The sequence below is a fragment of the Bremerella sp. P1 genome (genome assembly GCF_028748185.1).
GTDB lineage: Bacteria > Planctomycetota > Planctomycetia > Pirellulales > Pirellulaceae > Bremerella.
Window position 1 is genome coordinate 2,816,859 of sequence record NZ_CP118164.1, and the last position, 15,287, is coordinate 2,832,145.

A 15,287-nucleotide genomic window follows, 5' to 3' on the forward strand; every position below is an offset into this window, starting at 1 on the left:
AAGCGCAGCTTACTTGGCGGGTGGGGATTGGCGGCGGGTCGGTTGAACTTGTTTGGTCCTTGCGTTTTTAACGGAAATGCGTATTCTTCTTGAAGTTACGAACACCAAACCTCGATCCCAAACTTCTTGGTAAACCTGGGTGGCGAGCAGCCAGCGGGGCTTGGAATTGGGCATTCGATTGGTTGATAATAAGACTTGGCGGATGCCAATCCGGCCGGATCCTCGACAATCGGCCGAAAGACGCGACGGATAGACCTCGTCGAACTACCCCTTCAGCCGGCTGATGCGCGAGATACTCTTTCAATACGAAAGCGTAAATCCGACGACTTGGGCTTACCTGTCGTCGCTGCTGGTGATCGGTTTGTACTTCAAGTTCAACCGCGTCTGGAGCGTTCGCAACCTCGATATCTTGCTGATCATCGGCCTGGCACCGGGCCTCTTGATGGTTTACTTCGGTCAGCAGAGCATCAATATCTCGAGTAGTCTTCCCACGGCTGCCGCCGAAGTGGCTCCGTTGGCCCCCATGTTAGAACCGGTGGTCGAGCCTGCGGCTGCGCTGGAGGCTCCCATCGTGCCAGAGGAGGCCAAGGCTCCGCCAACGCGGCAAGAGATGCTGCAGATTGGTAAGACGCTGGAGAAGGCCGGCTACATCTGGCTGTTTTGCTTAAGCGCTTTGATCGTCATCCGCTTGTTTGTCGATCCCACGATGGTCCGCCGGCCGATGCTCGAGCCGAACCTGACCATCGGCGGGATGACCTTCATCACCTGCGCGCTGTTCATCTTCTTGATGACCAACGTGATCGTCGGTCGTCCGTCCGATGCCGACCTTCGCGGCGTTCGCGAAGCCTCGAAGAGCAGCCCGGAAGAAGTGGAAGAGTCGCTCCGGCACTTTGGTCCCGGCTATCGCATGCTGCTTCTGGTGCCGCGTATTCCGACCTATCAGTTGGCTCAGCAAGACGAGCCGTCCGATCTGGAGACCACCGAGAAGATCACCGTCATCGTGACCAAGACGATGGCCATCCTGGCGAACATGGCCCTGATCGCCGGCATTATCCTGGTGGGCTACCGCCACTTCGATAACATCAAAATGGGAGTAGGCGCCGCCATGTTCTACTTCCTGCTGCCCTATGCGGCGGTCTACACCGGAAGAATCGACCACGTGCTGCCGGCTGCGCTGTTGGTCTGGGCGATCTTCTTCTACCGCACACCGCTGGTCTCTGGCATCTTCATGGGCTTTGCGATCGGCACGCTGTATTACCCGTTGTTCCTGTTGCCGCTGTGGTTCAGCTACTACTGGGAACGGGGTCGTGGTCGATTCCTGATTGGCGTGGTCGCGACGCTCGTGCTGCTCGCGCTATCACTGGCGTTCACCTCGTCCGACTTCGAGACCTTCCTGAACCAGTTCCGCGCGATGTTCGGTTTGTGGCTCCCGCGCGACGAAGGCTACACCGGCTTCTGGAACTACTATTTCAACTCGAACGCGTACCGCATTCCTGTGCTGGCGGCGTTCGCGGTGATCTCGATCGCGTTTGCTATCTGGCCGGCTCAAAAGAACCTGGGCACGCTGATCAGCTGCACCGCTGGACTCATGCTCGCTGCCCAGTTCTGGCATGCCAACGACGGCACGACCTACATTGCCTGGTATATGCCGCTGATGCTGCTGACCATCTTCCGGCCGAACCTGGAAGACCGCGTCGCGCTGCGGGTCATTGGCGAAGGGTGGCTCAAGCGGCCCGGCCAAGGAGCCAAGCCCACCGACGAAGAGAAGCAAGCCGCTTAAACAAAAAAGGCCGCGTCATCTGACGCGGCCTTTTTCTTTGTGTGTCTTAACCAGCTAAAGAGGAGAAGGGGCGGCTGGTTAGTCGAATGCGTGTGGCGTGACGCCTACGTTGACCATGCTGCAAGCCTGGATCGGAGCGATGCCACGCTGACGAGCAGCTTCGATCACTTCGGCGCTGTCGCTACCAGGATTGAAGAAGACTTCGCGAGCCGGCTTTGAAGCGATGTCGCTCACCATCTTCACGCCAATTTGAGGCGGAACGTAAACGCTGATGCGATCCAACTGATCGACAGGAATATCTTTCACCGAGGTATAAACTTTCAGTCCTTCGATCTGGCCACCTCTTGGGTTCACGGGGAAAACATCGTACCCACGTTCCAGGTGAGCCCGGACGGACTTGTTCCCATATTTGGAACGCTCCGCGCTTGCTCCCAAGATGGCCACAGTTGGCTTCGACACCATTTGCGATCTCCTCAAAAGATTGGGGGGGGGAAAAAGATAGATAACGACCAGAAGCGTCTGGTCGGCAACCGCCCTAGACTTCCATTAATAGCGGGAATCCGCATGGCGTCAAACGTCGAAAATCAGTAGCGCACGGCACCAATTTCTACTAACGTGCAATGGGCGCAAAGAGTTGCGCTCACTGATCAATTTGTGGCCACTATAAAAAGAATTCGCAAATTTGATCACATTCTTTCCGCGCCAATTTGAAGCTGGGGGAACTGCGTTTACCCCGTATTTTCTCGAGTGAAACGCATGCGACCTCTTAAGGGAAAACTGGCGATCTTAATCTAGCCATTAGAGGAGTGATCGTTGACCAGAGGACGATTCGCCCTCCAGCATCTCCTTCAAAAATGCTCGCAGGTCGCCCTTTTGCAGGTCGGCATCGTGGCGGAAGTGGAGTCGGACGATCTCTTCACCACTGCGCGACTGATCGACGTCCGGTTCGTGACCTAATTCGGCGATTCTGCCCTGCGTGGTGGACGCTTTGGAGGTCTTCAATTCCAAGCGAACGTGTTCCGGCTTCTTCGTCGTCACCACCGCCCACGCGGTGCGCTTGCCTGGGATCATCATGTTGATCAGCATTTGGTTGTTCCACAGGATCTCGCCCTGCGGAGCGACCTCTTTGAGAAGCTCGATCACTTCTTCCAGCACCGACTGATCCCACGCGACCTTCTTGCCCGGCGGGAAGCCCTTCCGTGAGAGATGCCACTTCTCGCCCAGTTTCTTCCACGGCATGTGGCTCTCGACATCCTGGCTGATGGTCGCCTCATACTTCTGGAAGCCGATGATGGCGTCGTCGATGAACTTCCAGAACTCGGGCTTGTTGATCTCTTGCCAGCTGTGAGCTCGGATCTCGACCTCCTGGAACGGACCGCGCAGGTTCTTGACCTTTACCCGTGGATCGTTGCTGTAGATCGGCAGTTCGTCCATCTGGTTCAGCGTCGGCAGATCGAGTTCCTGGGGCAGTTCGTACTTGTTGAACGTCCCCTTCATCACGCGGAACTTCAGCTTCACCAGCCAGCTTTCGCCGGTGATGCCATGGAAGAACCAACCGTCCGACTTTTTCTTTGCGGCGATCTCGACAATCGTTCGCGAGTTCCAGTTCGGATCGCTGAATGAATCGGAAGCCTGAATCCGATCGACCACTTCGGCTAGGATCTTGCCATCCCAGTTGCACGGCTGTCCGTCACGTCCGACGCGATCTTTGGTGTGCCAACGTCGCCCGTCGAGTTCCCACGGCATTTGAATCTGGGCACCCACATCATCGATGTCGAGGTCCCCTTCGCGTTCCTCATCGGCGGCGTGCGGATCGTACAGCGGACGTTCCTGCAGCGGAGCCGCTTCCAGCACGGGCCCCAGCGCTTCGCCCGTGTGGCTACGCAGCCAGGTCATGCCTTTTTCGTCGGTCAGCGTCGACTCGTCCGTCTTCTGCTTCTTGGCCAGCTTGAGGAACGACTTCGAGTACTCGACGATATCCTCCGGCGTGCCGACCGTCACCACCTGGCCGCCAGATTGGCCTGCTTCAGGACCCATCTCGATGACCCAGTCGGCCTGCTTCAAGATGTCGAGATTGTGTTCGATCACGATCACCGTATTACCCAGGTCGACCAGTCGATGGAACACATCCAGCAGTTTCTTCAGGTCTTCAAAGTGCAGCCCGGTCGAAGGTTCGTCCAAGAGGTACAGCGTGCGACCCGTATCAGGGCGGGCCAGTTCCGAAGCCAGCTTCACACGTTGGGCTTCACCACCGGAAAGGGTCGGAGCCGACTGGCCAAGCGTGACGTAGTCGAGACCCACATCGCACAGCGTCTGAAGCGTACGGCGAATCTTGGGAATGTTCTCGAACAGCTGCACGGCCTGGCCGCACGACATCTCGAGCACTTCCGAGATTGTCTTGCCGTGGAACTTGACCGCCAGCGTTTCTTCGTTGTACCGCAGGCCCTCGCACGTTTCGCACGTGACCCACACATCCGGCAGGAAGTGCATCTCGATACACTTCTGCCCCATGCCTTGGCAGTCTTCGCAGCGACCTCCTTCGACATTGAAGCTGAAGCGACGCGCCGTGTAGCCGCGGACCTTCGCATCGGGCAATTGAGCGAACAGGTCACGAATCAGATCGAACACGCCGGTATAGGTGGCCGGATTCGAGCTGGGGCTGTTACCGATCGGCTGCTGGTCGACGCGGATAACCTTGTTGATGTTCTCCATGCCGCGCAACGCATCGTGGGCGCCCGGAATGGTCGAAGCGCGATGCAGACGGCGAGCCAGCGTGTTGTACAGAATGTCTTGGACGAGCGTGCTCTTGCCGCTACCACTCGGACCACCGATGGCGACCAAGGCCCCCAGCGGAATCGAGACGTTCACGTTCCGCAGGTTGCGATGGCTGGCCCCGACGATCTCGAGCCATTCGCCGGAAGGGCTACTGAAATCGGCGATCACGTCTTCGTCCGAGTTGTTGGCGATCGACATCATGCGGCGATTGCTCGGCGCGTAGATCGCTTGCTTACCGGAAACGTAAGGACCGGTAACCGAGCCTGCGGCCTTGGCGATTTGCTTGGGTGTTCCTTCGGCGACGATCGTTCCGCCGTGACGCCCTGCCTGGGGACCGAAGTCGATCAGGCGATCGCTCCCTTCAATCACTTCCTGATCGTGTTCGACGACGATCAACGTATTGCCCAGGTCACGCAGTCGATGCAGCGCCTTGAGCAGTCGGCGATTGTCGCGTGGGTGCAGGCCGATCGTCGGTTCGTCGAGCACATACAGCACGCCGCATAGTCCGCTGCCAAGTTGGCTGGCCAGGCGAATACGTTGGGCTTCGCCGGCCGACAGCGTCGGTGCCGTGCGACGCAGGGTCAGGTACTCGAGACCCACGTCCAGCAGGAACTGCACGCGGTTGTCGATCTCTCGCAGCAGCTCGCCGGCGATCTTCTGTTCGCGCTTCTTCAGCTTGGCCGCGCGGATGAAATCCAACAGTTCGGCCAGCGGCATGCTGGTGATGTCACGCATCGACTTCTTGCGGAAGCGGACCGCCGAGGCGTCGTCTCGCAGTCGCGAACCATCGCAGGTCGTGCACTCGACTTCCGCCACCAGCGATTCGAGCTGACCACGGAACGAAGGACTCAAACGCGAGGCATCTTCCAGGGCCGGATACAGCCCCTTGAACTGGAAGCGGAAATCGACCTTCTCCTTCTTCTTGTCGGTGAAGATATCGTAGACCGTGTCGCCGGTACCATGCAGGATGATCCGTCGCTGACGTGCCCCGAGCTGTTCAAACGGAACGTCGATCGGAATCTTGTTTTTCTCGCAGATCGCGTCCAGCATCTTCATTGCGATGGGCGACTTCAGATCAGGCCACAACCGCAGGGCCCCTTCGGCCAGGCTTCGCTTCGGATCGCTTAGCAGTGCCGTCGGATCCGCACCTGTTTGCGTACCGAGCCCTTCACAGTCTGGGCACCAACCGAGATAGCTGTTGAAGGAGAAGTTATGCGGCGAGAGCGGATCGAAGCTGCGATCGCACGACTCGCACGAGAGCTTCTGACTCAGACGCTTGGTTCGCCAGTGAGCTTCCGGCACGTCGTCTTCCGCGTAGGCGATCACCAGCACGCCGCCAGACTGGCTGAGGGCGATTTCCACGCTGTCGGCGATACGCGGTCGGGCATCCTGGCGCACCACGATTCGGTCGACCACTACTTCCACGTCATGCTTGCGGCGGCGATCGATCTTCGGCATGCGATCGATCGTGTGCACCACGCCATCGACGCGAATACGCTGATAGCCGGCGGCCTTCAGCTCTTCCCACAGATCGGAGTATTGCTGCCCAGTGTCCAGATGACGCGGAGCGAGCAGGAACAGCTTGGTCCCCTCCTCTTCCTGCAGGACCTTGTCGGTGATCTGCGTCGACGTTTGCGTTTTGATTGGAACGTCGCAGTCGGGGCAATGCGGCACGCCCAAACGGCTCATCAGCACCCGCAGGTAATCGTAAATTTCGGTGACCGTACCGACTGTCGAACGAGGCGACTTGCCGAGGTTCTTTTGCTCGATGGCGATCGCTGGCGAAAGCCCTTCGATGTGATCGACCTTCGGCTTCTGCATCTGACCGACGAACTGCCGCGCGTAGGCGCTCAGGCTTTCGACGTAGCGTCGCTGTCCTTCGGCGTAAATCGTATCCATTGCCAGCGAGCTCTTACCGCTACCACTGGGGCCGCAGAAGACGGTCATCTTGTCGCGATCGATGCCGACGCTGACGTCCTTCAAATTGTGCATCTTGGCACCACGCACGTCGATCCGCTTGGCCAGGGCCTTGGCGGTCTGCTGCGATTCTTTCGCGGCGCGTTTGATCTCGGCAACGGCGCGGCTGGTTTCGCCCTTGAGTAGTGGCTGCAGGGCTTGGCCGGTGTACGAAGCTTCGACCGCGGCAACATCTTCGGGCGTGCCTTCGGCGACGACCGTACCACCGTTGACGCCCCCTTCGGGACCGAGATCGACAACCCAGTCAGCCGTCTTGATCACGTCCAGGTTGTGCTCGACCACCAGCACCGTATTGCCGGCACTGGCAAAGTCATGCAGCACCTTCAGCAGCATCTTCGTGTCGGCGAAGTGCAGCCCGGTGGTGGGCTCGTCCAGCAGATACAACGTCTTGCCGGTGCTTCGTTTGGAAAGCTCCTTGGCCAGCTTGATACGCTGGGCTTCCCCACCGGAAAGGGTCGGCGAAGGCTGACCGAGCTTGATGTAGTCAAGACCGACGTCGTGCAGTGTTTGCAGCTTCTGAGCGATCTTGGGAACGTTCTCGAACGTCTTCAAGGCTTCTTGCACGTCCATCTCTAAGATGTCGGCAATCGACTTTTCCTTGAACAAGATCTCGAGTGTTTCACGGTTGAATCGGTGTCCTTCACACACCGGGCAGGTCACCCAGATGTCGGCCAGGAAGTCCATCTCCAGCTTGTTGGCCCCGTTCCCTTCGCACGCGCTACAGCGGCCGCCGTCGACATTGAAGCTGAAGCGGCCCGGCTTGTAGCCGCGTTTGCGGGACTCAGGCAGTTGGGCGAACAGGTCGCGGATTTCGTCGAACACCTTGATGTAGGTCGCCGGGTTACTACGTGGCGTGCGACCGATCGGGCTTTGATCGATGGCGATCATCTTGTCGAGATGCTCGATCCCTTCGATCCGTTCGTGCTCGCCGGGTTCGCCGAGGCCGCCGTTCAAGTCGCGACGGAGCGCTTCGACCAGGATGCCGTTGATCAGCGAGCTCTTGCCGCTACCACTAGCACCCGTGATGCAGACGAATCCGCCCAGTGGAATCTCGGCGGTGATGTTCTTCAGGTTATTCTGCGCGGCACCGACGATGCGGAGCTTCTTTTCGCCCAAAGGGCGTCGCGTCTCGGGGATTTCGATCTTGTCTTTGCCAGATAGGAACCGCCCGGTGACGCTCTCGTCGACGGCTTCCAACTGCTTGGCCGAACCTTGGGCGACGACGTACCCGCCACGGACACCAGCGCCGGGACCGAAGTCGATAATATGATCGGCGACACGCATCGTGTCTTCGTCGTGCTCGACCACCAGGACCGTATTGCCGAGGTCGCGCAGGTCGTTGAGCGTTGCCAGCAGGCGGTCGTTATCGCGCGGGTGCAGACCGATCGACGGTTCGTCGAGGATATACGTCACGCCCACCAGGCCGCAGCCGATCTGACCGGCCAGGCGAATACGCTGCGATTCACCACCACTAAGCGTTGGTGCGGTACGGTCGAGCGTCAGGTATTCGAGCCCCACGTTCTGCAGGAAGCCGAGTCGCCCGCGAACTTCTTTGACTGCTTCTTCGGCGATCTTTTGCGAAAGGTTGTCGAGCTCGAGCTGGCCGAAGAAATCGGCCGCTTCTTGAATCGACAGCTGGCAGATCTCGGGCAGCGTGCGCGAGCCATCTTTGCCGAACGCTTTGCTGGTCGTGGTGACCTTCACGCTGCGGGCCTGGGGGTTCAAGCGATCGCCATGGCACTGCGGACAGATGACCGTGGCCATGTACTTCTCGAGCTGTCGCTGCTGCGGCTTCGAGTTCGTGTTGCGATACTTTTCCAGCAGGTCGGGGACGATACCGCCGTAAGTGCCGCCGTACATCTGCGGGCTGTTGCCGCCACGCCAGGTGAAGGTGATGTGTTCGTCGCCGGTGCCCCACAGCAGGTAGTCGTGGTGCTCCTTAGCCATGTCGCGCCAGGCCGTTTCCAGGATGGCCCCTTTGCCCAGGTCGTACTTCCGCTCCATCGTGTCGGCCATACCCTGGTAGATATGACGTTTCCAGCGACCGAGCTCTTTCCACTTGCCCAGCAGTTCGATCGCCCCTTGCTTGAACGAGAGGGTTACGTCCGGCACGAGCAGTTCGGGATCGAATGTGTAGACCTTACCGAGGCCGTCGCACGTCGGGCACATCCCTTGTGGCGAGTTGAAGCTGAATAGCTGCGGCGTTGGCGGACTGTAAGATATCCCACAGTCGACGCAGGCATAGTCGACCGAAAACATCATGTCGCCGGCAACGGCCGTCTTGCTGCGTTTGCTTTTGGCGCGTTTCTTTTTCGGAGCCGCTTCCTGGCCTTCCGGCGTTTCGTCGTCGCGAGGGGCGATGATCAGGCTGCCTTCGCCCATCTTCAGGGCTAGCTCGACCGCTTCGGCCAGGCGTCCGCGGACCCCCTCTTTGATGCTCAAGCGATCGACGACCAGTTCGATGTTGTGCCGCATCTGCCGATCGAGCTGGAGCTCGTCGTTCAGCTGGATGATCTCGCCATCGACGCGAGCCCGGACGAAGCCCTGCTTCAACAGGTCGATGAATAGATCTTTGAACTCCCCCTTCTGGCCGCGGACCAGCGGCGCCAGGACGGCGAACGAGGTGCCTTCTTCCTGGCCGAGAATCCGTTCGAGGATTTGTTCCCGCGTCTGGGCGGTCAGCTTCTTACCACATTCACTGCAAAACCCTTGGCCAACGCGCGAGAAAATCACACGCAGGTAGTCGTAGATTTCGGTGATCGTACCGACCGTACTACGCGGGTTATTGCTGGTGGTCTTCTGCGAAATCGAGATGCTGGGGGTCAAGCCGCCGATGAAGTCGACATCGGGCTTGGGCATCTGCCCCATGAATTGCCGCGCATAGCTAGACAGGCTCTCGACGTAGCGTCGCTGTCCTTCCGCATAAACGGTATCGAACGCCAGCGAGCTTTTCCCGCTGCCGCTCACGCCCGTCAAGCAAATCAATTTATTGCGAGGAAGCGTCAGCGTGACCTCGCGCAGATTGTGTTCGCGGGCCCCTTTGACTTCAATATCGGAAACCGGCATAGATGCTCGTCCGTGGGTTCACTTCGCGGCTAGGTTCGATCGAATCCATCGATTTTAGGGGACCTTCGGAGCAGGGAGAAGGGTACGCGTTAGCCCCTCGCCCAGGAAATGGACGTTGCGAAGGGGACAGTTTGGAGAGAATGCGCGGCGAGACCGCGTATTCTTCGGTTACTCCTTTCGGACTCCCCCCTTCCGATACCGGTCTGAAAATTTGTTACCATGGGTGGTTTCCTCGCTGAATCCCCTGCCCGACTCAAGAGAGACGCATCATGGCCAAATTCCACGTTCTGCTGACCGACTATGCCTGGGAAGAACTGGAAATCGAAAAACAAGTGCTCGCCGACAACGACGTCGAGTTGATCGTCGCGACCGCGAAAGACGAAGATTCGCTGGCCGCTTTGGCGAAAGAGCACCAGGTCGACGCCATCATGACCAACTGGGCCCAGGTGACCAAAAAGGTCATCTCAGCCTCCCCCAATGTGAAGATCGTGGCCCGCCTGGGGATTGGCCTCGATAACATCGACATGGAGTACTGCACTTCCCAGGGCATTCTGGTCACCAACACGCCTGACTACTGCTTAACCGAAGTAGCCGAGCATACGCTGGCGTTGCTCTTCGCGTGTGCCCGGAAGGTGGCCATGTACCACCACGACACGATGAGCGGCAAGTACGACCTGACGGCCGGCCCGATCATGCGTCGGATGGAAGGGCAAACCCTGGGGATCGTCGGCCTGGGCAACATCGGCGTGCTGCTGGCCCAGAAGGCCAAGTGCCTGGGCTTGAACGTCGTGGCGACCAGCCGCAGCGGCAAAACGATGGACGGCGTCGAAACGGTCGATATGGATACCCTGCTGGCAAAGTCCGACTACGTCTCGCTTCTCATCCCGGCGACCCCAGAAACGAAGAAATCGTTCGGGGCCGAGCAGTTCAAGAAGATGAAGCCGACCGCCTACTTGATCAACACGGCTCGCGGGGCGATTGTCGATCACGATGCGTTGGCCGCGGCCCTGGAAGCCGGCGAACTGGCCGGAGCGGCCCTCGACGTGCAAGATCCGGAACCGTGCGATCTGACGATTGCTCCATACAACGATCCACGCGTGATCGTCACCCCGCACGCGGCGTTTGTGAGTGTCGAATCGCTCGAGAACATGCGCGGCCGCGTCTCGCAGCAGGTAGTTGATTGCTTGCAAGGCAAGACGCCTGAGAACGTCCGCAACGGTTTGACCGCCGGTTAAGGCGACGACTTAAGTCGCTTTCTGTTCCGGCAGCGGGTTGATCGAAAGGCCACCGCTGCTGCGGATCTCGACTTCGTACTCTTTTCCGGGACGCACTCGCATGCCTTCCGATTGCTCGCTCGCGGCACGCACGCCGTACTCGGCGGCTTTGATCGGATCGTTGGCGATGTCCCAGAAGTTGCTCCAGATCTTTTTCTCGAACTCGTTCGGCTCGTCTCGCAGGCCATACGCTTCGGGGCGTTGCCCTTCCTTGTCGATCGTGAACCCGTCAATCGGCTTTTGGTGTTCGCCGTAGATCTTCTGCAGAATGTAGATGGAAGCGGACCGCAGCGGGTCGTTCGTCTCGACCAGTTCGTCCTCGAACTTCACGACCTTGCCGTTCACGTAAACCATGTCGCCATCAATTTTGAACTGCTGCGGCTCGGTGATCGGTTCGCCTTGCTGGTCGAGTTCGACGAACTCGACAACCGACTGAACCCGCTCGGCATCGTCCGGCTTCTCTTGGCTGATGACCGAAAGACGCCCCACTCGGCGGTCGACCTTTAACAGCTTCAACCGCAGCGCGAGCAGATCGATCTCATTTTCCAGCTCGCCGATCTTGGCGACGTGCTGTTCGATCTCCTTCTGCTTCGCGGCGATTTCCAGTTCTTTTTCGTTGTAGACCGACCAACCGTAGTAAGAAACGGTCGAGAACGCGATCAGCAGCAGCAAGATCAACAGCGTCCGAACTGAGTTGTTAAACCGGTCGATGGCGTCCACCATCTTGGCCATACTATTGCTCCGTAAGGTTGCCCGGTGTGTGCGGGTTAGGAAGTCACGTCAAAGTAGCTAAAACATTCGAGCCGCCTCCCCCTATCGTAACTCGCCAGGCGGATGCGAACCAATCCCAACTACTGCAAGCCGGATGCCAACCGCGAAGATTGGACGAATTCTTCACCTGGCGCACGCGCAAGCGTCCACCGCACGCCCAAGAAGACTTGGGCGTGGCACCGGATTAATCAAAATGCGCTGATTCCTGTCCCCTCTCCCTTGCGAAGGGAGAGGGGACAAGTTTGTGTTGGCCGGGTGCCTGGTCAGGGAGGCCCGCGTTGGGTCTTGTTATCCACATCGGGTGCCACGCTCAAGTCCGCTGGAGCGTGTCTTTGCCGGGCACTACCGACGCGGCTACTCGGTCCTTCCCGGGTGGCTTTTTGCGCACGCCCAGTCAGGCTAGGCCTTGGCACGTCGATTGTCGACCGCTGTTTGAGCAGCTTTCGCAGGCGTTTGATTTCGCTCCCTTGTCGGTCGAGGACCTTCAGGTGAAACGAAACCCACGCCAGCGCACGATCCAACTGGCCGGCCGTTGGCACGCGTAGTCCGTCGATCATCTCGTCAGCGAACGAAACCCGCTTCGGTTGCTTCGGGCGTCCGGGCCGCGATGGCCGGGTGGTCTTGGCTGTCGAAGGCCGCGTGCATACTTCGGCCGTTACCGGGTGGGACGGCGATGACTTCTCTTGAGCTGCTTCTGTGCGGCCAGGCTCCTGCTCTTCAGACGCAGCGTCGACAGGTTTGTTTTCCGCTTCCGGAGTTACGGCGATGACCAGCTGCCCGACGACATCGGCCGGGATCTCGACCAAGGTTCCACAGGCCGAGCAGACGTAGGTCTTGCCAGCGCGCACGACAACCTGCGGAGTGTTCTCGGCTGAGAACGCTCCGCCCGGGGCGACCGGATTGGGTTGAACGTGGGCTGATGACATGGAAATACTCGGTAGAGGTTAGGGAAACGAAGTGCTCGTCGCCAAACAGAAATTGGCTTCGAAGGCACTGGCCAGAGGCCAGTGGCACACAGACAAAAAGATGGCTTCTCGGGGAAGAGTCCCCGTGCAAGGTTTAGGTATACCAGCCTGAGGCCACCTGAAGATAGTGCGCGCGGAATTTTGTTTCTGAGCACGAGAAAGTGTAGGTTGAGGCTCGGCCCAGTCTAAGACGTTGGTTAGATACGCGCGCTTTCGATTGGGGTAATCGGACATACAAAGGTCTACACGTGGCAGATTGTATAATTCCTCATTACAGCATCGCCCTGGAACTGTCGACGCTCTGGCAGTTCATTGGGGGTAACAGAGGTGCCGCTTATATTGCGAGTATCCGCCCCGACTTGCCTCCGATGAAGGGAACGATCGAGAGGCTCTATATCGCACGAGCGATGGAAGGAAGCATTGAAAATCGTTGCGTTGGCAGCATCGTTTACGATTGGTGGGTCGTTGACGACTATGGCTATGAGAGCACAATCAGCCCCAGTTTCGTGTTTTCCGATAATGAATCCGAGTTACACGCAACAGCTACTATCCGCTTTTTCGCTTCGGGAGATAGGATAGTTCTCTGGGAGCATCTCTCAACAGGGTTTATCATCCAAAAGGCTGGCAATATAACACACGAACCTGGATGGTGGGAACGATTGGAATATATTGCCGACCCATTGAAACGATGACCCAGCCTACGAGGCTCTCACTCGATCGTCCCTACTCTTCACCTCCAGGAATCCAGTGGAACAGGCTGACGGCGTTCAGTTCGCGGATGATTACGTCTTCGCCGCTTACTGCGATGTGGGCCCAGGCTTCGTCTTCGCTGACTTTTCTTTCTTCCAATAGCTCGAACTCTTCGGGGTTGGCCTTCAACAATAGCAAACTTCCTCGTTCGTCTAATGCCAGAATACGATCCTGCTGGGCGATCAGACTGCAATACTTGCCATAGGGCTTGGAAGTCCATTTCCGCTCACCTGTTTTCAGATCGATGCAGGCGAATCGTTGGTTTTGCAGGTGCATATAAACGTGTCCGTCGATAACGACCGGTGATGACATGTAACCGGCGGCGTTGTTCTCCCATTTTTCAGTGCAGCTGAACTTCCCGTCTTCTTGGGTCACTTCATATAGCCACGATTTGTTTTTGTACGAGCTTGTGAAGACGCTATCGCCGAAGGTCACAGGCGTCTGAATGTTCATGCCTCGGAAGCTTGGCACCTCGTGTTCCCACAGGACATCCCCATTCTCGGGGTCGACCCCTACCAGCTTTTGACGTGTCTGGACGAGAAGTTGACGCTTGCCAGCGATGGTTGCCACGCTCGGCGAAGAGAAGGCGCTGCCGAACATGCCGCCTGCATCGACTAGTGTGCGCCAGACGATTTCGCCATTGGACTTATTGAGCTTGATGAACGAGGCACCGGCCTGAACGTATAGGTAGTTCCCATCCAGCAGCGGCGAACTGGCGAAGCCGAAAGAGGGCAGCGGTGTTTTCAGCTGCTCGACGAAATCGACACGCCATTGCTCTTTGCCGGTCTTGGCATTGAGCGAGACGAGAACGTCCCGGATGCCAGCTACGAACAGGCTTTCACCATCGAATGCGGGAGTCGCTCGAATCCAGCTTCCATTGGCAGCCGCAAAGAAGGGAACGGTCATCGCGCCTTCCCAGCGTGCCTCCCACAGGACCTCACCGCTCTTGCGATCGAGTGCGTAGGCGACCTCGTACTTGCTGTCCTCGGTGCCGGTGACAAAGACGGTTGAGTCCGAAACGACCGGGCCGGAGTAGCTCGGCGGAAGCTCGACTCGCCAGGCCTGCTGCAGCGTTTCCTCGTCTAACGATCCCGGCCACTGGGGACCTTGAACCTTGCCATCGCGGTTTGGCCCTCGCCACTGATTCCAGTCCGACGATCCATCCTGTCCGAAAAGCGAAGACTGACTCGCAAGCGCGAGGAGTACGACTGGCGAGATCTTCAGGATGGACGTGAGCATCGTAACCATTTCTTTGGAGGAAGCAGATTGCGCTGAATGGGAAGTCGAGCAATTCACATGCGAAAAGTGCCGATTACCAAAGCCTGCTGCCCAGTCGGCCTCGGTAACCGGCGGGTGAAAGAATCCCGTGGGTAACCGCCGCCAGTCAGCCGGGTTAACTGTCCGTAAGCAAGAATTTTGTGATGAGACGAAGCAGCCTAGTTAAGCTCTCTGGGCAACCGTTGCAGACGCGTCGCTAAGATCAACACTCACTCTTGGGCCGGCAGCGCATGGTCGGGCAGGTACTGGCGTGCTGCCTGCATGACATCGTCATCGATCGTCACGGAGGCCCGCTCGGGGTAGCCGATGCTGAGGCAATAGTTCCGCCACGAAAAGAACTTGTTTTCGTGTATGTCTTTGATCTCGCTCCAGGGGATCAGCAGGGGCGGATGAACGAAGCGAAACGGAAAGAACACGGCCAGGTACAGCCCCTTGGCCGTTACGCCGACGGTCAGCATATTCCGATAACTGGCCATCCCTACACCGGCACTGCGAAAATAGAAAAACTTTCCACTCGGTTTCTCGCGAGCACGAAAGCTCTTGGCCAACAGCCCCCAGTCTCCGAGAAAGGCGATCAGCAGCGTGAAGCCGCAGAACAGTGCAACGATGAATAGGAGCAGGAACAAGTACACTTCAGCGATTCCGAATCAG

General features: G+C 58.2%; 8 protein-coding genes. 2 read left to right on the forward strand and 6 right to left on the reverse strand.

Features of this window, described 5'->3' with window-relative positions:
• The first annotated feature begins 283 nt into the window (after window positions 1-283).
• Window positions 284-1,780 (forward strand): hypothetical protein, encoded by a 1,497-nt coding sequence (locus PSR63_RS11740; protein WP_274333516.1) that lies wholly within the window; start codon window positions 284-286, stop codon window positions 1,778-1,780.
• Between the two features lie 78 nt (window positions 1,781-1,858).
• Here PSR63_RS11740 and PSR63_RS11745 read toward each other — a convergent pair whose 3' ends face one another.
• Both PSR63_RS11745 and uvrA read right to left on the reverse strand, forming a co-directional pair.
• Window positions 1,859-2,242, reverse strand: a complete 384-nt coding sequence (locus PSR63_RS11745; protein WP_274333518.1) for a CoA-binding protein — start codon at window positions 2,240-2,242, stop codon at window positions 1,859-1,861.
• Window positions 2,243-2,578: 336 nt separating this feature from the next.
• Window positions 2,579-9,598 carry an excinuclease ABC subunit UvrA gene (gene uvrA / locus PSR63_RS11750; RefSeq protein ID WP_274333520.1) on the reverse strand — a complete coding sequence of 2,340 codons (7,020 nt, stop codon included), beginning with the start codon at window positions 9,596-9,598 and terminating at the stop codon, window positions 2,579-2,581.
• 269 nt (window positions 9,599-9,867) lie between these two features.
• Here uvrA and PSR63_RS11755 point away from each other — a divergent pair, with 269 nt between their 5' ends.
• Window positions 9,868-10,833: a C-terminal binding protein gene (locus PSR63_RS11755; protein ID WP_274333522.1), complete on the forward strand. Its 966-nt coding sequence runs from the start codon at window positions 9,868-9,870 to the stop codon at window positions 10,831-10,833.
• A 9-nt stretch (window positions 10,834-10,842) separates the two neighbouring features.
• On the opposite strand, the gene PSR63_RS11760 is transcribed toward PSR63_RS11755, so the two are convergent.
• From PSR63_RS11760 to PSR63_RS11775, 4 genes are all read right to left on the reverse strand, one after another.
• Entirely contained in the window at window positions 10,843-11,604 is a 762-nt protein-coding gene (locus PSR63_RS11760) for a hypothetical protein (RefSeq protein WP_274333524.1), read from the reverse strand.
• Window positions 11,605-11,906: 302 nt separating this feature from the next.
• Window positions 11,907-12,569: a hypothetical protein gene (locus PSR63_RS11765; RefSeq protein ID WP_274333526.1), complete on the reverse strand. Its 663-nt coding sequence runs from the start codon at window positions 12,567-12,569 to the stop codon at window positions 11,907-11,909.
• A gap of 762 nt (window positions 12,570-13,331) precedes the next feature.
• Complete coding sequence (locus PSR63_RS11770) at window positions 13,332-14,597, reverse strand: PQQ-binding-like beta-propeller repeat protein (protein WP_274333528.1); 1,266 nt, start codon at window positions 14,595-14,597, stop codon at window positions 13,332-13,334.
• Window positions 14,598-14,845: 248 nt separating this feature from the next.
• Window positions 14,846-15,268, reverse strand: a complete 423-nt coding sequence (locus tag PSR63_RS11775) for a hypothetical protein (RefSeq protein ID WP_274333530.1) — start codon at window positions 15,266-15,268, stop codon at window positions 14,846-14,848.
• Window positions 15,269-15,287 lie beyond the last annotated feature (19 nt).

Bases quoted from the DNA above. Each gene is read 5' to 3' on its own strand.
- PSR63_RS11765 (WP_274333526.1), bottom strand. From the start codon at position 12,569: ATGTCATCAGCCCACGTTCAACCCAATCCGGTCGCCCCGGGCGGAGCG.
- uvrA (WP_274333520.1), bottom strand. From the start codon at position 9,598: ATGCCGGTTTCCGATATTGAAGTCAAAGGGGCCCGCGAACACAATCTG.
- PSR63_RS11745 (WP_274333518.1), bottom strand. From the start codon at position 2,242: ATGGTGTCGAAGCCAACTGTGGCCATCTTGGGAGCAAGCGCGGAGCGT.
- PSR63_RS11770 (WP_274333528.1), bottom strand. From the start codon at position 14,597: ATGCTCACGTCCATCCTGAAGATCTCGCCAGTCGTACTCCTCGCGCTT.
- PSR63_RS11740 (WP_274333516.1), top strand. From the start codon at position 284: ATGCGCGAGATACTCTTTCAATACGAAAGCGTAAATCCGACGACTTGG.
- PSR63_RS11760 (WP_274333524.1), bottom strand. From the start codon at position 11,604: ATGGCCAAGATGGTGGACGCCATCGACCGGTTTAACAACTCAGTTCGG.
- PSR63_RS11755 (WP_274333522.1), top strand. From the start codon at position 9,868: ATGGCCAAATTCCACGTTCTGCTGACCGACTATGCCTGGGAAGAACTG.